The sequence below is a fragment of the Hyalangium ruber genome (genome assembly GCF_034259325.1).
Lineage (GTDB): Bacteria > Myxococcota > Myxococcia > Myxococcales > Myxococcaceae > Hyalangium_A > Hyalangium_A rubrum.
In genome coordinates this window covers 15104-34265 of the sequence record NZ_JAXIVS010000009.1, presented here as the reverse complement: position 1 = coordinate 34265, position 19162 = coordinate 15104, and the positions used below count along the sequence as shown (strand labels likewise).

General features: G+C 66.8%; 14 protein-coding genes. 3 read left to right on the top strand and 11 right to left on the bottom strand.

Annotated elements, in window-relative coordinates; genetic code table 11:
- Positions 1 to 5: 5 nt before the first annotated feature.
- From SYV04_RS24980 to SYV04_RS24965, 4 genes are all read right to left on the bottom strand, one after another.
- Complete coding sequence (locus tag SYV04_RS24980; protein ID WP_321548395.1) at positions 6 to 764, bottom strand: hypothetical protein; 759 nt, start codon at positions 762 to 764, stop codon at positions 6 to 8.
- A gap of 73 nt (positions 765 to 837) precedes the next feature.
- Positions 838 to 1599, bottom strand: a complete 762-nt coding sequence (locus tag SYV04_RS24975; RefSeq protein ID WP_321548394.1) for an SDR family oxidoreductase — start codon at positions 1597 to 1599, stop codon at positions 838 to 840.
- A 38-nt stretch (positions 1600 to 1637) separates the two neighbouring features.
- Positions 1638 to 2681 carry a lysylphosphatidylglycerol synthase transmembrane domain-containing protein gene (locus SYV04_RS24970; protein WP_321548711.1) on the bottom strand — a complete coding sequence of 348 codons (1044 nt, stop codon included), beginning with the start codon at positions 2679 to 2681 and terminating at the stop codon, positions 1638 to 1640.
- 43 nt (positions 2682 to 2724) lie between these two features.
- Entirely contained in the window at positions 2725 to 4176 is a 1452-nt protein-coding gene (locus tag SYV04_RS24965; protein WP_321548393.1) for an alkaline phosphatase family protein, read from the bottom strand.
- 259 nt (positions 4177 to 4435) lie between these two features.
- Here SYV04_RS24965 and omp85 point away from each other — a divergent pair, with 259 nt between their 5' ends.
- The 3 genes from omp85 to SYV04_RS24950 all read left to right on the top strand — a co-directional run bounded on the left by omp85 (position 4436) and on the right by SYV04_RS24950 (position 9630).
- Entirely contained in the window at positions 4436 to 5608 is a 1173-nt protein-coding gene (gene omp85, locus SYV04_RS24960; protein WP_321548392.1) for an Omp85 family outer membrane protein, read from the top strand.
- 250 nt (positions 5609 to 5858) lie between these two features.
- The gene (locus tag SYV04_RS24955) at positions 5859 to 8324 is read left to right on the top strand and encodes a discoidin domain-containing protein (protein ID WP_422723970.1); all 2466 of its coding nucleotides are present in this window, start codon (positions 5859 to 5861) and stop codon (positions 8322 to 8324) included.
- Positions 8325 to 8412: 88 nt separating this feature from the next.
- Positions 8413 to 9630 carry a glycosyl hydrolase gene (locus SYV04_RS24950; protein WP_321548390.1) on the top strand — a complete coding sequence of 406 codons (1218 nt, stop codon included), beginning with the start codon at positions 8413 to 8415 and terminating at the stop codon, positions 9628 to 9630.
- A gap of 3 nt (positions 9631 to 9633) precedes the next feature.
- Here SYV04_RS24950 and SYV04_RS24945 read toward each other — a convergent pair whose 3' ends face one another.
- Genes SYV04_RS24945 through SYV04_RS24915 form a run of 7 tightly spaced genes read right to left on the bottom strand, consistent with a single transcriptional unit; the run spans position 9634 to position 19074 of the window.
- On the bottom strand, positions 9634 to 11943 hold the full coding sequence (locus SYV04_RS24945) for a glycoside hydrolase family 3 C-terminal domain-containing protein (RefSeq protein WP_321548389.1): 2310 nt from the start codon (positions 11941 to 11943) through the stop codon (positions 9634 to 9636).
- Between the two features lie 34 nt (positions 11944 to 11977).
- Entirely contained in the window at positions 11978 to 13351 is a 1374-nt protein-coding gene (locus tag SYV04_RS24940; protein WP_321548388.1) for a GH1 family beta-glucosidase, read from the bottom strand.
- A gap of 16 nt (positions 13352 to 13367) precedes the next feature.
- Positions 13368 to 14441: an ABC transporter ATP-binding protein gene (locus SYV04_RS24935; protein ID WP_321548387.1), complete on the bottom strand. Its 1074-nt coding sequence runs from the start codon at positions 14439 to 14441 to the stop codon at positions 13368 to 13370.
- On the bottom strand, positions 14438 to 15409 hold the full coding sequence (locus tag SYV04_RS24930) for an ABC transporter ATP-binding protein (protein WP_321548386.1): 972 nt from the start codon (positions 15407 to 15409) through the stop codon (positions 14438 to 14440). The genes SYV04_RS24935 and SYV04_RS24930 overlap by 4 nt, the downstream gene beginning before the upstream one ends.
- Positions 15399 to 16343: an ABC transporter permease gene (locus SYV04_RS24925; RefSeq protein ID WP_321548385.1), complete on the bottom strand. Its 945-nt coding sequence runs from the start codon at positions 16341 to 16343 to the stop codon at positions 15399 to 15401. The genes SYV04_RS24930 and SYV04_RS24925 overlap by 11 nt, the downstream gene beginning before the upstream one ends.
- Positions 16344 to 16363: 20 nt before the next feature.
- Positions 16364 to 17341: an ABC transporter permease gene (locus SYV04_RS24920; RefSeq protein WP_321548384.1), complete on the bottom strand. Its 978-nt coding sequence runs from the start codon at positions 17339 to 17341 to the stop codon at positions 16364 to 16366.
- Between the two features lie 32 nt (positions 17342 to 17373).
- The gene (locus tag SYV04_RS24915; protein ID WP_321548383.1) at positions 17374 to 19074 is read right to left on the bottom strand and encodes an ABC transporter substrate-binding protein; all 1701 of its coding nucleotides are present in this window, start codon (positions 19072 to 19074) and stop codon (positions 17374 to 17376) included.
- Positions 19075 to 19162: the final 88 nt, after the last annotated feature.

The window sequence follows — 19162 nt, the reverse complement described above, 5'->3', positions numbered from 1 at the left end:
GTCCCTCAGGACTTCCGGAAGTCCATGAGCACGGCGCTGAGGACGGTCAGGCTACCGATGATGAAGGGAACTGGCTCGGCGGGCCCGTGCCTGAGCGTCAACAGGCCCAACGCGAGCCAGATCAGGCCGACCAGGGTGAGCCAGGCCTTCCCCAAGGTTCGGAGGCCCCGTCCGCTCGGGTGACTGCCGAGCTCCATGAGCCAGGCGGGGATGACGGTGGTGAAGGCAATCAGGACGAGGGCCGACACCGATGGGGTTCCGGACGTATGGCTGTCGGGATACCCATCGGGGAGATAGGGATCGGGTTGGGGGTAGCGCCAGAAGTAGAGCAGCAGGAGCAGTTCCGCGAGGCCGATGAGCACGATGAGGGCCAGCCCCACCTTCCCCGTACCCGTGTCGAAGAGGCTGGGCAGGCTCTCCTTGCTCCGAGCCCCGGCCCTCCCCTCTTTCTGCTCCAACGCCTCGGGAGGCACCTCGAGGGCGTAGGGATAACCCAACGCCACCAGGGCCTCGATGGCGACGGCACGCACCGTGCGACCATCACTGCCGGTGAAAGTCCCCAGGTGATTGTCTTGAATGAGGGCCAGCAGCAGGTCCGCGTGCTGGCGCGGGGTGTGCTCCGAGGGCGGGGGCTGAGACAGCCCCGCGAGCAGCGCATCCACCTCGACGCGGGAGACACTGGCCCCCCGGACCGCCTGGAGCAACACGCTCAGCGGCGGCGGCCCTCCTTCCGGCAGAGAGGCGACGTTGGCTTCAGCCGACATGAGGCGGGTGCGTTGCAAGATGAGCCGGAGTCTAACGTCCCAGCCCGAGCGCGCACACCCACCCCACCGGAGCCTAGTGTCGCTTGACGTTGAAGGGCCCGAAGCCCTGATCCGCGGGCATGACCTCGACCACGTTGATGTTCACGTGGGCCGGGCGTGTCACGCTGAACAACACGATGTCCGCGATGTCCGCGGGCGAGAGGGGCTGCATGCCCTCGTACACCTTGCGCGCGCGCTCGGCGTCCCCCCGGAAGCGCACCAACGAGAAGTCGGTCTCCACCATGCCGGGCTGCACGTCCGTGACGCGCACGCGCGTGCCCACGAGGTCCGCCTTCAGGTTGTGCGAGAACTGATGCACGAAGGCCTTGGTCGCGCCGTAGACGTTGCCCCCCGGGTAGGGGAACGTCCCGGCCACCGAGCCCAGGTTCACCACGTGTCCCCGGTTGCGCTGCACCATGCCGGGCAGCAGCACACGCGCCACATAGACGAGCCCCTTGCAGTTGGTGTCGATCATCGCTTCCCAGTCATCGAGCGACGCCGACTGGGCGGGTTCGAGGCCGAGGCCGAGGCCCGCGTTGTTGACGAGGATGTCCACCTCGGCGAACGGGGCGGGCAACGCGCCGAGCGCGGCTTCGACTTCACTCCGCGAGCGAACATCCAGCTCGAGGACATGCGAGGGCGTACGAAGCTTCGCCGCCAGTGCCTCCAGCCGATCGCGGCGGCGCCCCGCCAGCACGAGCTGCGCTCCAGCCCCAGACAACGCGAGGGCGCACGCCTCGCCAATCCCCGCGCTGGCCCCGGTGATGAGGGCCGTCCATCCCTTGAGAGGTTCCATGGGGCGCGGACTCTAACAAGCTCCGCTGGGAAGCGGTGTCACGGCGACACCGGTTCCACCGACTCGTGCGCCACGTGCTGCGCCGCCTCGCGCGCCAGGTTGCCCCCCCGCCGCAGATCCTTCATGCGCAGCTTGCGCTGATGCACGGAGATGGCCCCCAGCGTCACCTGGCTGAGCACGGTGCCCAGGTGCGTGAGCGTGGAGAAGGCCGCCGCGTCCGCCTCCGAGGCGCCCAGGCTGCGCGCGGCCCAGCTGGTGACGAAGTAGTAGAGCCCCATCCCCGCGGGCACGCCCGGCAGCGCCTGTCCCAGAGCGATGGCGCCCAGGACGACCGCGCCGGCGAACAGCCCCCCGGAGATGCCCAGTCCCCGCAGGGCCAGCCCATAGGCCAGGGCGGGCGCCAGCACGGGCCCCACGGAGAAGAAGAGCGCCACGGCCATGCCCCGGAAGCTGCGGGCCGTGCCCAGCCCGTCACTCACGTGCTCGAGCAGGTTGCGCGCGCGCGGCAGCCGGTGCCGACGGTGGAGCGCCCGGGCAAGCGGCTGGGCGTAGTGGGCCAGCAGCACCACCAGGGCCACGAGGCCAATGCACAGCGACACCGCCACCTTCAGCGGGCGCTCGAAGTGGGACATCGTCTCCGCGAAGGGGCCCAGGAAGGACACGGCCACCAGCAGCATCAGCGCGGCGAACTCCAAGAGCTTGCACACCGCCACCGAGCCCAGGCATTGCAGGAAGGGCAGCCGCTGGGTGCGCGCCATCAAGAAGGAGCGAATGATGTCGCCCAGCTTCCCGGGCAGCGCGTTGTGCGTGAAGGCGCCGATGGCCACCAGGTGGTAGCGCTCCTTGAAGGGCACCGGCTTCTGGAGCGTGCATTGCCACTGGAGCGCCCGCAGCGGCAGCACGGCGGCCGACAGCAGCAGGAACGGGATGAACCACACCATGTGCCCGGGCAGCTCGCGGAAGAACTCTCCTAGCGGGAAGCGGGGCACGAGCAGCGGCCCCCGCTCCCCGAAGTTCCAGCGAAAGAAGGCCGTGGAGATCAGCCCTACCGAGAGCACGACGCCCACCACGCCCGCCAGCACCTTGAGGAGCGTCCGCCCCCCCTGTCGCGCCGGATTGCCTGCCTCAGGCACGGTAGGCCCCCGCCAGTCGCTGGTGCAGGCGCACACAGTGGCTCAGGCCCGAGAGGTCCACCGGAGCGTTGCTCGGCCAGCACACCGTGCTGCGCGTCTCCGTGAGGGTGAGCCCTCCGTGGGAGCCGAATTCCCAGGCGAAGCCCACCGTGGTTCCGGGCCGCACCGCCTCGCCAAAGAGGACCAGATCCCCCGCCGTGCGCAGGTGCGGCAGCTCGCGCAGGAAGTCGGCCACCGCGCGCTTGGAGAACTCACTGGCGAGCGGCGCGTGGACCACCTCATCCGGTCCGTACACCCCACCCTTCACCAGCGCCACCGCCCCGCCGCCCCGCCGCAGCGCCACGATTCCAATGTCCGAGTGCCGCGAGGCCCGCGCCACCACGTCCCGGTACTCCGAGAGCAGCTCCAGGGCCTCCAGCGGCTCGCGATCCCGGGTGAGGTAGACGTGCGCGAAATTGCCCGACTCGACGATGACGGGCGCGTCCGTGCCCCGAGGCGCCCGCACCGGCAGCGGCGAGCGGCCATCCAGCAGCCCACGCTCGACATCCGCCGACAGGGGCACGGGCGCCCCCCGCAGCAGCATCTCCTCCAGGTGGTGTCCCTGACGCTGCTCGAAGGGCAGGCTGTCCACGTGGCCATGGTCCGTAACGAAGACGATGTCGTACGGGTTGTCGACGACGCGGGCCATCGCATACAGCTCGGCCAGGTACGCATCCACCCGGTGCAGCTCGGCGATGGCCTGCTCCGAGAGCGGCCCTCGCCGGTGCGCCACCTCGTCGTAGTTGCCGAACACCAGGTAGATGGCCGGCACCCCGCGCACCATGTCCACCAGCGCCTTGGTGTGCGCGAAGCTCCAGCCCAGCCGCTGCAGCATCACCTTGCTGAGCAGGAAGGCGCGCTCGTGGCGCCAGTCTCCCAGCGCGCGCGCCCAGCGCCACACCTCGCCCACCGCCCGGCACGTGTCCCCCGCGAACGAGCGCAGGTACTGCCCCGGGTTCTCCGAGCGCGCCACGACGATGCCCTTCATCTCCGAGGACAACGAGCGCGCCATCACCTTCAAGCTCGCCAGCGTGCTCATGCACAGCCGGTTGTTGGCGCCCGCCTGGAACAGCGAGAAGTACGTGTGCCCGCCGTCCGCCAGCAGGCTCGTGTCGCTGCGCCGGCCCAGCCGCTGCTCGATGGCGTGCGCGTCCTTGGGCGTGTTCATCTGCACCTTCCGCCCCAGCTCACGGTCGAACCACGAGTAGGCCGGAAGGTTCGGGTGCTCGAGGCCATACAGCAGCCCTGCCTGGAAGAAGGGCGTGGAGGCGGGCGAGCCCCAGAAGGCATCCTCCAAGTGGTACGCCCCCGAGCGCACCAGTTGAGAGAAGAACGGCATCCGCCCGGTGCGGACGGCCTCCTCCAACAGGACCTTGGGAACCCCGTCAAGATGGACGACGAGCAACCTCCGCCCCTTGGCCGTCGATAGTGGCGGAACTTTCCGGCCGATGCGCCGTGCCAGCGCACATGCCCACGGCTGCAACTCTAAGGTGAGATCTCTGCTCACGTTGACGGCCCCCGGCTTTGGAGAGCCAAAATGGGCATGCAGGGGGACAGGAGCCGGAAACGCGAGCGAGCCCTCTCGCAGGGCAAGCGAGCAAGCCTCACCGACTCCTCCAGCTGGCTGGATGGCCTTGCCCCTCGGGGCGTCACGGAGACCTTGCATGCTCCTCCCCGTCCTCCTCCTCTCCGTGGTGAGCGCCGCGCCGGCCGTGCAGGCTCCGACGCCTCCCACGCAGAAGGGAGGCGTGGATGCCATCGCGCTGCCGCTGGCGTGCTTCAACTCGGACCTCGGCTTCACCTACGGCGCGGTGGGCGGCATGTACCTCTATGGGGACGGCCGCGCGCCCTACCAGCATTCCCTGGGCGCGCAGGTGCTCTTCAGCAGCCGCGGCCTGCAGAACCACTACGTGCGCTACGACGGCCCCCGGCTCCTGGGCTCGGTGCGCGTGGAGGCCCGCTTCGAATACAAGCGCGAGGCCCAGAGCCCCTTCTACGGCGCGGGCAACCGCTCGGCACCGGAGCTCCAGAGCACCCCGGAGGCGGAGTCAGACGAGGACAAGGACCGCTACAACTACAACCGGGGCTCACCGGGCGGGTGGGTGCGGCTGCGCGTCAATCCGTTCGGCGAGCAGCACCCGCTGCAGACCTACGTGGGCTATGCGCTGCGTTACACGAGCGTGTCGCCGTACGAGGCCTCCATGCTGGCGGAGATGAAGCCGCTGGGCATTGAAGGCGGCACCACGAGCCAGCTCCTCTTCGGCGCGCTGTGGGACACCCGGGACAACGAGTCGGATCCCACCACGGGCGGCGTGGAGGAGCTGAGCCTGCGCGGCTCCGGCTACAGCACCGGCAGCCGCTACCAGTACGCGGGCGTCACCCTGAGCGAGCGGCGCTACTTTCGGCTGGGCTCACGGGTGGTGCTGGCCCAGCGGCTGATGCTGGACATGCTCTTCGGCGAGGTGCCCTTCTTCGAGTGGAGCGCCACGGGGGGCATGAACACGACCGAGGGCGTGGGCGGAATGAGCAGCGTTCGCGGCGTCGAGCGCAGCCGCTTCGCCGGCAACGTCAAGGCGTTCTCCAACACCGAGGTGCGCGTCCACGCGGCGGAGCTGATGGCCTTCGGCCAGCCCATGCGGCTGGGGGCCCTGGCATTCCTCGACGTGGGGCGGGTGTGGCACCCGGGCGTCACGGACGGGGCCTGGCACGAGTGGCACCCGGGTGTGGGCCTGGGTGTGCGGGTGGCGCGGCGCGCGGCGGTGGTGCGCATGGACTACGCGCTCTCCACCGAGACGGGCGACCACCGCTTCTACGTGAACTTCGGCCAGATGTTCTGACGCAAACTCCCTTCCCAGCCGCGGCGCGTCAATCTCAGCCATTTTTGGCAGCGCTTTCAAAATTGTCTTTACTCTCCGAGTAATCGGCTCTACATATGATTTTAAAGGTGCCAGCGCTTCGATCCGCGTCTGGGCCTTTCTGACGCAACGCAAAGCACACCTAAAGCCACATCGAACGCAGGCGCTTCAGGAAGTCCTGGAGCCGGTCGGGATGCGTGTGTCTATCGGAGGAATTGCAATGATTCGAAAGATGGCATCCACGCTTTCCGCACTGGCTACCGCGGCAAGCGTATGCGCCGCCGCCTATCCGACTGTCGCCGCCGCCGTGCCGGTCTCCGAGGCGAACACGACAATCTTCGGGCCCAACGTCTACGTCTTCGACCCGACGATGCCGGTGGGCGACATCAACACCCTGGCCACCAACATCTTCAACACGATGGCGGCCAATGAGTTCGGCAGCCAGCGCCATGCGCTGCTCTTCAAGCCGGGCACGTACAACGTCAACTTCAACGTCGGCTTCTATACGCACGTCGCCGGCCTGGGCCAGAGCCCTGGCAACGTGACGATCAACGGCGGCGTGAACGTGAACGCCGACTGGGACAATGGCAACGCCACCCGCAACTTCTGGCGTGCCCTCGAGAACTTCACGGTCGTCCCGAGCACCGGCCAGACGCAGATCGCCGTCTCCCAGGCCGCGCCCCTGCGCCGCCTGCACATCAAGGGCGAGCTGCACCTGTTCGACTTCGACTCGAACTGGAACGCCGGCTGGGCCAGCGGCGGGTTCCTCGCCGACTCCAAGGTGGATGGGCTCGTCGTCCCCGCCTCGCAGCAGCAGTGGCTGTCGCGAAACAGCACGTGGGGCGGCTGGAACAACGCCGTGTGGAACATGGTCTTCGTGGGCTCGGCCAACGCGCCGGCGGACTCGTTCCCCGAGCCGCCCTACACGACGATCGACCGGACGCCCATCATCCGGGAGAAGCCCTACCTCTACATCAACAACACGGGCCAGTATCAGGTCTTCGTCCCGGCGCTCCAGACGAACACCCAGGGCATCAGCTGGGCCAATGGCACCACGCCGGGCACGTCCATCTCCATCGACCAGTTCTACATTGCCCGCCCGGAGACGGCCACCGCCGCGGCCATCAACACCGCGCTGGGCCAGGGCAAGCACGTGCTCTTCACCCCGGGCATCTTCCACCTGAATGACACGATCCGGGTCAACAACCCCAACACCGTGGTGCTCGGCATCGGCCTCGCCACGCTGATTCCGGACACCGGCAAGGTGGCCATCGCGGTCGCCGACGTGGCCGGCGTGAAGATCGCGGGACTGACCCTGGATGGCGGTCCGGTCAACTCGCCCACCATGCTTGAGGTCGGCCCCACGGGTAGCTCGGCGAACAACTCGGCCAACCCCATCTCGCTCCACGACATCACCGTCCGGACCGGCGGCGCCACCAACGGTCGGTATGACGTGGGCGTCAAGATCAACAGCAACTACGTCATCGGCGACCACTTCTGGCTGTGGCGCGCGGACCACGGTGCGGGCGCGGCGTGGACCTCCAACGTCTCCAAGAACGGCCTCGTCGTGAACGGCACCAACGTCACGATCTACGGCCTCTTCAACGAGCACCACAACGAGTACCAGACGGTGTGGAATGGCAACGGCGGCCGCGTCTACTTCTACCAGTCCGAGATCCCCTACGACGTCCCCAACCAGCCGGTGTGGATGAGCAAGAACGGCACGGTGAACGGCTGGGCCTCGTACAAGGTCGCCGACAACGTGACGACTCACGAGGCCTGGGGCCTGGGCATCTACTCCTACTTCCGCGATGCGGCGGTGAAGCTGCACAGCGCGATCGAGGCTCCCAACGTCTCGGGTGTGAAGTTCCACCACATGACGACCATCTGGCTGAACGGAACGGCTGGCAGCGAGATCACCCACGTCATCAACAACCTCGGTGGCAGGGTCTACGCGAACACTCCGGCCGAGGCCATGCGTCAGACCTATACCGAGTACGCGGGGACCGGCGCGGGCGACACCCAGGCGCCGAGCACCCCGGCGAACCTGACGGCGACCGCCCCCTCGAGCAGCCAGGTCAACCTGACCTGGACGGCCTCCACGGACAACGTGGGCGTCAGCGGCTATGACATCTCCCGCTTCGGCATCGTCATCGCCTCTTCGACGACGAACTCGTTCAGCGACACGGGGCTGTCGCCCTCCACGGTGTACAGCTACACGGTGCGGGCGAAGGACGCGGCCGGCAACGTCTCGGCCTTCAGCAACACCGCCAGCATCACCACGCCGCCGGCGGGCGGCACGGGCACGGCGCTGTCGCGGACCGGCTGGACGGCCACCTCGTCGCCGACGAGCGGCGAGCCCGCCTCGAACCTGCTGGACGGCAACATGGGCACGCGCTGGACCACGGGCGTCCCCATGGCCTCCGGCCAGACGCTGACGGTGGACATGCAGGCGGTGCGGAACTTCAACAAGATCGTGATGGACTCCACCGGCAGCGATCTGGACTACGCCCGCGGCTACCAGGTGTTCGTCTCGAATGACGGGACGAACTGGGGCAGCGCGATCGCCACCGGCACGGGCACGGGTCCGGTCATCACGGTGACCTTCACGACGAAGAGCGCCCGCTACATCCGGGTGACGCAGACCGGCTCCAACTCGTCCTGGTGGTCGATGCGAGAGTTCAACGTCTACTACTGACGCAGGAGTAGACGGCTGCGCCTGCCCTCGCCTCTGGGGGCAGGCGCAGTTTTTTTTTGGGGCGAGCCACTGAAGAGAGGGCTTTGAAATGAAAAGGCTTGGGATCTTCTTCCTGCTGTTGACCGCGTTCCACACCGCTCAAGCGCAGACCAAGAGCCCCAAGCGAGGCCTCGGCTACGGCTACCACTCGGCGCAGGACATGCTCGCCCTCTCCACGGGAATGAGCTGGTGGTACAACTGGTCTCCCACGCCCGAAGCAGGAGCCTCCGGGGTCTACCAGTCCGCGGGCGTTGCCTTCGTCCCCATGGTCTGGGGAGGCACGCCCAACGCCGACCAGGTGGCCGCCGCCATTCCCGCGGGCGCCCAATACCTGCTGGGCTTCAATGAGCCCAACTTCCGCAGCCAGGCCAACATGACGCCGAGCCGGGCCGCGTCCTTGTGGCCCATCCTGGAAGAGGTGGCGCGTCGCAAGAACCTGAAGCTGGTGTCGCCGGCGGTGAACTACTGCGGTGACTGCGTCTCGGAAGGAGGCGTGAGCTACTCGGATCCCGTCACCTATCTGGACGCGTTCTTCGCCGCCTGCACGAACTGCAAGGTCGATTACATCGCGGTCCACTGGTACGCCTGCGACCTGGGCGCGCTGCAGTGGTACATCGGGCGCTTCAAGAAATACAACAAGCCCATCTGGCTGACCGAGTTCGCTTGCGGAGACATGCCGCACGATCAGATCACCCTGGCCATCCAGAAGCAGTACATGACGGCCGCGGTCAACTACCTGGAGAGCGAGCCCGCCGTCTTCCGCTACGCCTGGTTCTCCGGCCGCAACAACGAGATTCCTCACATCAACCTGCTGGGAAACTCGGGGCAGCTCACGGAGCTGGGGCAGCTCTATGTCAGCCTGCCCTTCAATGGCTCGGGTGGCCGCCTTACGCCTGTCACGGCGCTCTCATCCTCCAGTGAGAACAACGGCACGCTGGCGGGCATGGCCGTTGACGGGAACATGAGCACGCGCTGGAGCAGCGCCTTCTCGGACCCGCAGTACCTGCTGCTGGATTTCGGCTCCAGCAAGAGCTTCTCGCGGGTGAAGATCTCCTGGGAGGCCGCCTACGGGAAGGACTACCAGGTCCAGACCTCCAATGACCTCTCCACCTGGACCCCCATCGCCTCGGTGGTCTCCGGGGATGGGGGCGTGGATGAGTTCACCGGGCTGTCCGGCTCGGGCCGCTACTTGAGGATCTACGGAACCCGCCGTGCCACCGGCTACGGCTACTCCATCTACGAGGTGGAGGTGTACGGCGGTCCGTAGTCCCTACTGAACCTGCGAGAGGATGTCGTTGAGCATCTGCTCGCTGAACTTGCCCTCGGAGAAGGCGATCAGCTTGTAGACCGGCATGTCGTGGACGAACACCAACGTCGACGCCTCGGCCTTCTTCCGGGCGCGCTCCTCCTGCGGCGTGCGCTTCACGGTGTCTGGCGTTCCGTACGACTCGCCCATGATGACCTTTGCCAGCCGCATGTAGAACGCCTGCCCCTTGGGGTGGTTCTTGAACTCCTTCACCGTGGAGTCGCGCGTCAGGGTGGGGACGTGTACCTCGGACGCCTCCACCTGGACCTGCTTGCTCAAGGGCAGGTTCCGGGATGAACCCCCGACCAGGATGTCGAACCGGCCCGGGTTGACGGTCCAGCGGTGGAGCGCGACGTTGTAGTAGGCGAAGTCACGCTGCTTCAGCGTGAAGCTCACCGTCTTCTCCTGGCCGGGCTCGAGCGCCACCTTGGCGAAGGCCTTGAGCTCCTTCTCCGGACGGCTGACCGCGGGCTTGTCCTCGCGGACGTAGAGCTGAACGACTTCCTTGCCCGCCACCTTCCCCGTGTTCTTGACCTTCAGTTGAACCGTCAGGCTCTCGGTGTCCTTGATGGACGACGCGCCGAGGGTCAGGTCCGAGTAGGCGAAGGTGGTGTAGCTCAGGCCAAAGCCAAACGGGAACAGCGGCGTGATGGCCTTCTTGTCGTAATACCGATAGCCAATGAAGACGCCCTCGCCGTAGTGGGCCTGCTGGTTCAGTCCGGGGAACTCCGTGGCGGTTGGCGTGTCTTCCAGCCGCATCGGGAAGGTCTCCGACAGCTTCGCCGAGGGATTCACCCTGCCGGTCAGGACATCGGCGATGGCCCCTCCGCCCGCTTGTCCCGTCAGCCATCCCTCCAGGATGGCCCTTACCCGGCCCATCCAAGGCATGGTGATTGCCGAGCCATTCATCAGCACTACCACCGTGTTGGGCTGGACCTGGGTCACCGCGTTGATGAGCCGGTTATGCCCCTCGGGCATCTCCAGGGAGGCGCGATCGAAGCCCTCGGACTCGTGGCTGTCCGGCAGCCCAGCAAAGACGATGGCCACGTCCGCGCTCACCGCCTGATGCCGTGCCTCTTCGATCAACGCGGAGGTGGTGACGCCCTCCGTGTCGTAGCCGCTCGCGTAACCGATGCGCTCGCTCCCGCCCAGGAGCGCCACCAGCTCGTCATACGCATTGGAGATGCGGGTCGGATTCACCTGCGAGCTTCCGGCGCCCTGGTAGCGGGGCTCCTTGGCGAACGCGCCAATCAGGGCGATCTTCTTCTTGCCTCCCACGTCGAGCGGCAGGAGGTTTCCCTCATTCTTCAGCAAGATGATGCTCTCGCCCGCCACCTGCCTCGCCAGGGCATGGTGCCGGTCGGCGTCGAAGGCAGCCCCGGTCCGGCGGTTCTCGACGGCCTTGAGGACCACGGCGACCAGCGAGGCCACCACCTCGTCCAGCCGAGAGACCGGCAGTTGGCCCGCGTTGACGGCCTCGATGATCTTCTTGCGGTTCACGTCGCCGCTGCCGGGCATCTCCAGGTTCAGCCCGGCCAGGACGCCCTTGGCGCGATCGTGGACGGCGCCCCAATCCGAAACCACGAACCCCTCGAAGCCCCACTCCTTCCGCAGAATGTCCTCCAGCAGGAGGCGATTCTCGGAGGCATAGACCCCGTTCACCTTGTTGTAGGCGCACATCACCGACCACGGCTGGGCCTGGGTGATCGCGATCTCGAACGCCGGCAGGTAGATCTCCCGCAGGGTTCGCTCATCCAGGTTCGAGCTGCTCACCATCCGCTCGTGCTCCTGGTTGTTCACAGCGAAGTGCTTCAGGGAGGTGCCGACGCCCTCGCTCTGGACCCCCTGGATGTAGGCCGCCGCCATGTGCCCGGCCAGGACAGGATCCTCGGAGAAGTACTCGAAGTTGCGCCCGCCCTGAGGGGAGCGCTTCATGTTGATACCCGGCCCCAGCAGGATTTGAACGTCACTGGCCTGGCTCTCCCGGGCCAGCGCGGCGCCGACCTGCTGGATGAGCTCCGGATCCCAGGACGAGGCCAGAGCGGAGGCCGTGGGAAAGCAGGTCGCGGGAACGCTCTCCGCGATGTTCTGCCCCAGCGCCTTGCGGAGCCCATGCGGGCCATCCGTCATGAAGATGGAAGGGATTCCCAGCCGATCGATCTTGTGGGTCGTCCACGCGCTACCGCCAGACAAGAGGAGGGCCTTCTCCTCCAACGTCATCTGGGACACCAGTTCCTGCGCTCTTGCCTTGAAGTGCTTGGATTGCTCGGACATGTCAGGGGTCCTCATCGAAAGACACGGGCGGGGTTCAGGGAACTTGAACCGCGTTCTCCGCGATGACGCTCCGGTACCAGAGCGCGCTGTCCTTGGGGATGCGCTGCTGGGTCTTGTAGTCCACCCAGACGATCCCGAAGCGTTGCGAGTAGCCGCGGTCCCACTCGAAGTTGTCCATGAGCGACCACACGAAATAGCCGGCCACCGGCACGCCCGCCTCCATCGCGCGCCAGGCCGCGACGAAGTGGTCGCGCAGGAAGACGAGCCGCTTTTCGTCCCGCACCCGCCCATCCGCGCCGGGCGGCGTCGAGTAGCTCGCGCCGTTCTCCGTCACGTAGATCTTGCGCGGCCGGTAGTCGAGGTGGACGCGCAGCAGGATGTCCCGGAGGCCGTCGGGGTAGACCTCCCAGCCCATCTCGGTCCAATCCTTCTCGGGCGCGACGAACACCTTGCGAGGCTCATTCTGAGCCTCCGGGACCTTGTCGCTCCGGAGGACGGCGCGGTTGTAGTAGTTGACGCCCAGGAAATCGCACTTCACCGCGATCGCCTCGAGGTCCCCGGGCTTGACCACGGTGAAGCCCTCGGGCGGCAGGTGCCCAGCCGCGATGTGGTCGGCGACCATGTCGGCCGGGTAGTGGTGGCCGAACAGGGGATCGAGGAACCAGCGGTTGAAGTAGCCGTCGAACCGCCGGGTCGCTTCGTGGTCCGCCGCGCTCGGCGAGGCGGGCTCGCAGGGCATCAGGTTCAGGGTGATGCCGACCTCGGCCCCGTGGCTCGCCGCGCGAATGACGGGGACAGCGAGCCCGTGGGACAAGAGCAGGTGATGGCTCGCGGCGAGCGCAGCGCGGTAGTCCTTCAAGCCCGGCGCGTGGCGCCCCTCGTAGTGGCTGAGCATGCTCGCGCACCAGGGCTCGTTGTGGGTGATCCACTTCTTCACCCGATCGCCCAGGGCGCGCGCGACGACACCCGCGTATTCGGCGAACGCCTCCGCGGTCGAGCGGCGCGTCCAGCCACCCTCATCCTGCAGCACCTGGGGCAGGTCCCAGTGGTACAGCGTCACGAAGGGCTCGATCCCCGCCTCGAGCAACGCATCCACCAGCCGGCCATAGAAGTCCAGGCCCGGCTGATTCACCCGCCCCCGCCCCGTGGGGAGGATGCGCGGCCACGCCACGGAGAAGCGGTAGTGCTTGAGTCCAAGGCTCTTCATCAGCGCGATGTCTTCGCGGAAGCGGTGGTAGTGATCACAGGCGACGTCGCCGCTCGTCCCGTCTTCCACCTTGCCGGGCGTCTTCGAGAACCGATCCCAGATCGACTCCCCTCGCCCGTCCTCGTTCGCCGCGCCTTCGATCTGGTAGGAGGAAGTGGCGACGCCCCAGGCGAACTCTTTGGGAAAGCGGATGCTTGTCATGGGTCAGCGAGCCTTCTCAAGACGCTACGCTTTCAGTGAGCGCACTCCTCGGTTCGGCGGTGCCCAACTCCTTTGGCGAGCCCACCTTCCCGATCGAAGCGCCCTGTCCGAACAGATGGCATCGCACCCAGCGATCCTGCGCGAGCTGGGTCGTCCCCGGCATCTCCTGGCGGCACACCGCCATAACGTTCGGGCACCGGTCGGCGAACGGACAGCCGGGCGGCGGATCGATCAGCTTGGGCGCACCTGACTTCGCCTTCAGCTCGCTCTTCATCGAGCCGTTGGGGTCCGGCACCGCGGAGAGCAGAAGCTGCGTGTAGGGGTGCGCGGGCTGCTGCATCAACTCCTCGCTCGGCGCGCCCTCCACGATGTGCCCCGCGTACATCACCATCGTCCGGTCCGCGAAGTAGCGCGCGCTGGCGATGTCATGCGTGATGTACAGATACGAGATGCCTCGCTCCTCCTTGAGGCGCTCCATCAGGTTCAACACGCCTACGCGAATCGACACGTCGAGCATGGAGATCGGCTCGTCGGCCAGAATCACCGAGGGCCCCGGTGCCAGCGCTCGCGCGATCGCCACGCGCTGCCGCTGTCCGCCCGACAGTTGATGCGGGTGCCGGGACGCGATCTCCGCCGCGGGCCGCAGGTCGACCGTCTCGAGCAGTTCGTTCACCCGATCCTTGAGCTCACCGGCGCCTTTCGCCTTTCCGTGGAGCAGGAGCGGCCGCTCCAGGTGGTTGCCAATCGTATGGACCGGGTTCAGCGACCCGAACGGGTCCTGGAAGATCATCTGCACCTGCGCCCGGTAGTCGAGCGAGGCCTGCCGAGGCTCTTCCTGGAGGATGTCCTTGCCCCGAAAGAAGATCTTCCCGGACGACGGGTCCATCAGCCGCACGAGCAGCCGAGCGATGGTGCTCTTGCCGCTGCCGGACTCGCCGACGAGCGCGACGACCTGACGGTGCCCCAGTGCGAAGGAGACCTCATGGAGGGCCCGAAGCTGCTTCGGCCTGAAGCCTCCCCCCACCTGGAAGTATTTGCCGAGGCCCTTCGCCTCGAGGATCGCCTGGCTGTCCCGATCGATGGTCGTCATGGTGCATCCAGGTGGCAGGCATCGATGTGGTTGGGCCCCAGCTCACGCAACACGGGCATGTCACCCCGGCAGCGGTCTACCGCGGAGGGGCAGCGCGGGTGGAAGCGGCACCCCGTGGGAAGCTTCCGCATGTCCGGGGGCGAGCCCGGGATGCCCACGAGCTTCCGGCGCGGCCCTCGAACCGAGGGGACCGAGCCCAGCAGCCCCTTCGTGTACGGGTGTCGGGGCGCGTGGAAGAGCTGCTGCGCGGGCGCCATCTCCATGAGCTTGCCCGCGTAGAGGACCGCGATGCGCGTGGAGAACTCGAGGATCAGCGAGAGGTCGTGCGTGATGAACAGGATCGAGAACCCGAGCTTGTCCTTGAGCTCGGCGACTTGGTGCAGAATTTCCTTCTGCACCACCACGTCGAGCGCCGTCGTCGGCTCATCCATGAGCATCAGCGGCGGCTCGAGCGCGAGCGCGATGGCGATCACCACGCGCTGCCGCATGCCGCCCGAGAGCTGGTGCGGGTAGCTCGTGAGCCGCGAGCTGTCGATCCCCACGAGCTTCAGCAGATAGACGGCCCTGTCGATGGCATCCGAGCGCTTCACCTTCTGGTGCGCCTCGATGGCATCCACGATCTGCTCACCGATCGTGAGAATGGGGTTGAGCGAGTTCATCGCGCTCTGGAAGACGAGCGACACCTTGCGCCAGCGCAGCTCCCGCAGCCGCGCCTCGTTCATCGCCAGGATGTCCTCGCCCTCGAAAAGCACCTGCCCGCCTGTGATGACCGCGGGCGGACGGAGGATGCGCAGGATGGCCTGCGCCACGGTCGACTTGCCGCTACCGGACTCCCCAGCGAGCCCGAGCACCTCGCCTCGCCCGATGTCGAACGAGACACCGTCCACCGCGCACACGGGCCCCGTGGGCGTCAGGTACTCGACCCGGAGATCCCGCACCGAGAGCAACGTCGAGGGCTTAGTTTCCACTGGGCCTCACCACGGGCGTCGAGAGCCCCTCTTCCAGGTCGTGGCGCTTGCGCAGCTTCGCCCAGGTCCGCTCCGATCGCAGGCGGGGGTTGGTGATCTCATCGATGGCGAAGTTGACGAGCACGAGCGCGAACCCGATGAGCGCGACGCACAGGCCCGTGGGGACGACGGTCCACCACGCCCCCGTCAGCAGGGCCGCGTCGTTCGCGGCCCAGTATAGGTTCGTGCCCCAGGTGACGACGCTGAGGTCTCCGATGCCCAGGAACTCGAGCCCCACCTGCGCGCCGATCGCGTAGACCGTCGCCGAGATGAAGCCGCTCATCAGCAGCGACGTCATGTTGGGGAGGATCTCCCGGAAGATGATCCGGAAGCGCCCCTCGCCGCTCACGATCGCGGCCAGGACGAAGTCCTTCTCTCGCAACGAGAGGATCTGCGAGCGGAGCATGCGGGCATTCCACGCCCAGCCCGTGATGACCAGCACGAGCCCGATGGTGACGGGGCCCGGCTTCAGGTACGCCGCGATCACCACGGCCAGGGGCAACCCGGGCATGATCAGGAACACGTTGGTGATGAACGACAGGACGCTGTCGATCCACCCGCCGAAGAACCCGGCGGCCATCCCGACGAGCGCGCCAATCGCCATGACGGCGAAGCCGGTGAGGAACCCCACCAGGAGCGAGGTGCGCGCCCCCGCGACCACCTGGGCGAACACGTCCTGCCCCTGCCCCGTGGTGCCCAGCAGATACTCGGACGAGGGCGGCTGGTGCGGCGGGCCCACGAAGTCGGACGGGTCACGCCGCAAGAGCACCGGTCCGAGCAGCCCGAGCAGCACGAAGAAGAGGATCAGCGCCGCCCCGACCGAGGCCTTGCGATTCTCGAGGAGCTGCCAGATGAACCCCGAGCGGTCCTTGCTTGCCTGGTTCGTGGATGCCATTCCACGCTCCTTCCAACCCGTCAGTTGGTCCGTGCCCGGGGATCGAGCCAGACGTAAAGGATGTCCACGAGCAGGTTCGCCCCCAGCACGGCCAGCGTGATGGTCAGGAAGATGCCCTGCATGAGGGGGTAGTCCTGGTTTCGCACCGCCTGGATGAGCAGGTAGCCCTGCCCCGGGTACGAGAAGACGATCTCGGTCAGCAGCGAGCCCGAGAGGACGAATCCCAGCGCCATGCCGAAGCCCGTGACGTTCGGCAGCAGCGCGTTGCGAGCGGCGTAGTGGAACATGATCCGCTTCTGGGACAGGCCCTTGGCGTTCGCCATGGTGATGTAGTCCTCGGCGAGCACGCCCACCATGGCGCTGCGCATGCTGAGCATCCAACCTCCGAGCGTGGCGATGACGATCGCCGACGCCGGGAGCACCATGTGCTGCACCACGCTGAAGATGAACTCGCCACTGAAGGCGGGCGCCAGCGTGTCGCTGTAGGCATGCCGGACGGGGAAGGCGCCGAGGATGAAGCCGAACCCGTAGAGCAGCACCATCGCGAGCCAGAAATAGGGAAACGCGCCCAGGAAGACCAGCACCGGGGGCATCACCGAGTCCAGCCAGCCGCCGCGCTTCCACGTGGCGATCACCCCGAGCCCCGTGCCGAGCACGAAGCTGATGATGACCGCCACGCCCGAGAGCAGCAGCGTCCAGCCCAGCCCGGTGGCGATCACATCCGTCACCTTCGCGGGGAAGTACGAGACGGACAGGCCGAGATCACCCTGGAACAGGTGGCCCACGTAAGTGAAGTACTGCTCGTGGAGCGGCGCGTCGGTGAAGCCGAACGCCTCGCGCAGGGCCGCGATGGCCTCGGGCTGAAGCTCTCCCCGGAACCGCGCGAACATGGTCGAGGCGGGATCGCCCGGCATGAGGCGCGGAATCAGGAAGTTGAGCGTGAGCGAGGCCCAGGCGGCAACCGCGTACAGGCCCAGATTTCTCAGGAGGTGTCGCACGGGGTTGCCTGGGCCTTTCTACAGCGCGCTCATCACTTGGGTTTCACTTCCACCAGGACGAACAGGTTCTCGGGCGGGCTGTTGGGCGTCAGCTTCGAGTAGGGGTTGTCCTTGTTCGGGAAGTTCGTGAAACGGCGCGTGCTGAACTCACCCCAGGACGGGCCCGGGAAGAGCGGAATGGCCGGCGCGTTCTGCACGAAGAGCATCTGCATCTGCCCGGCGAGCTTCTTCTGCTCCTCGAGGTTGCTGGTGCCCTCGAACGCGCGCAGCAGCGCGTCGGCGTCCTTGTTCGCGAAGCGGTGCCAGTTGCGGGCCGACACCTCTCCCACGGGCCGGAGCGTCTCGCTGCTCATCAGGTCGCGGTAGAAGTGGTACGGCGTCGGCTCATCCGACGTCCACCCCATGCTCATGTCGAACTCGCCCTTCTGGAGCCGCTCGAAGTAGGGGCTGAAGTCGTAGGTCTTCAGGGTGGCGTCCACGCCGATGGCCTTGAGGTTCTGCGCGATGATCTGCACCGCGCGCACCCAGTCCGACCAGCCCGTGACGACGTTGATCTCGAAGCGCAGGGGCTTCTTGTCCGGCCCGACGCGCACGCCGTCCTCGCCCTTCTTGTAGCCGGCCTCGTCGAGCAGCGCGTTCGCCTTGGCCACATCCAGCTTCGTCCAGTCGCCCGCCTGCACGGCCTCGGGGTTGCGCCACTGGTTGTGCGCGTCACTGAGCGCCGTCGCATCCGAGGGCCGCGTATAGCCATACATCGCCACGCGGACGATCTGGTCGCGGTCGATGCCCATGCTGATCGCCTTGCGTACGCGGGGATCATCGAAGGGCTTCTTGGTGGTGTTCACATAGAGCGTCGTCGTGTTGCCCACGAGCGGGAACCAGTAGTGGTTGTTCTCCTTGTCCTTGCTGACGAAGACGCGCTCGATGTCCGGCACGAAGCTGCCCGCCCAGTCCAGCTCGCCGGTGAGCAGCGCGAGGTTCGCCTGATCATTGCCCGGGTACGCCGGGAAGCGCAGGCTCTCGACGGCGGGCTTGCCCTGCTGCCAGTAGTGCGGGTTGCGCCCCAGCTCGAAGATCTGGTTCTGGAAGACCTTCACCTCGGTGAACGGGCCCGTCGCCACGGGCGTCTCGTTCTTGTAGGTGACAGGGTCCTCGACGCCCTTCCACTTGTGCTCCGGAACGATGGGCTGATGGACGATGTAGACGAGGCCCGGAACGTAGGGGCGCGACAGGGTGAACTCGACCGTCGCGTCATCCTTGGCGGAAACTCCCTCGACGAATCCCCACACCGCCGCGAAGTCCAGCGCCTTGTGCTTCTTGAGGAGCTCGAAGGTGAACGCCACATCCTTCGCCGTGAAGGGCTGGCCATCCGACCACTTCACGCCGGGGCGCAGGGACAAGGTGAGCGTCTTGTTGTCCGCGCTCCACTCGTGCTTGGCGGCCAGCCACGGCACGAACTCGCCCTTGAGCGTGTTGAAGATCATCAGCGGCTCGTAGACGCCGGCGCGGGTGGGCCAGCGCGCGGTGCCCGGGGCGATCAACGGATTGAAGTTCCGGATCCAGGAGGCCTGCTGCTCCTGCGTGACCGTGAGCGCGGTGCTCTTCACAGCGGCTGCGGCGGTCGGCGCCGCCGCGGGAGCAGGCTGCGCGCTCTCCTGAGAGCTCTTCGAGCAGTGAACCAGGCCCCCAAGCGACAGCAGGGACATGCACATCATCAGCAGACGGCGTGACATGATTGAGCACCCTCCGTGAAGAGTGCTCCATATACGCTATTCAACCAGGCGCGAGGAGCTTCATTGAAAGCGCTACCAAACGACGCAC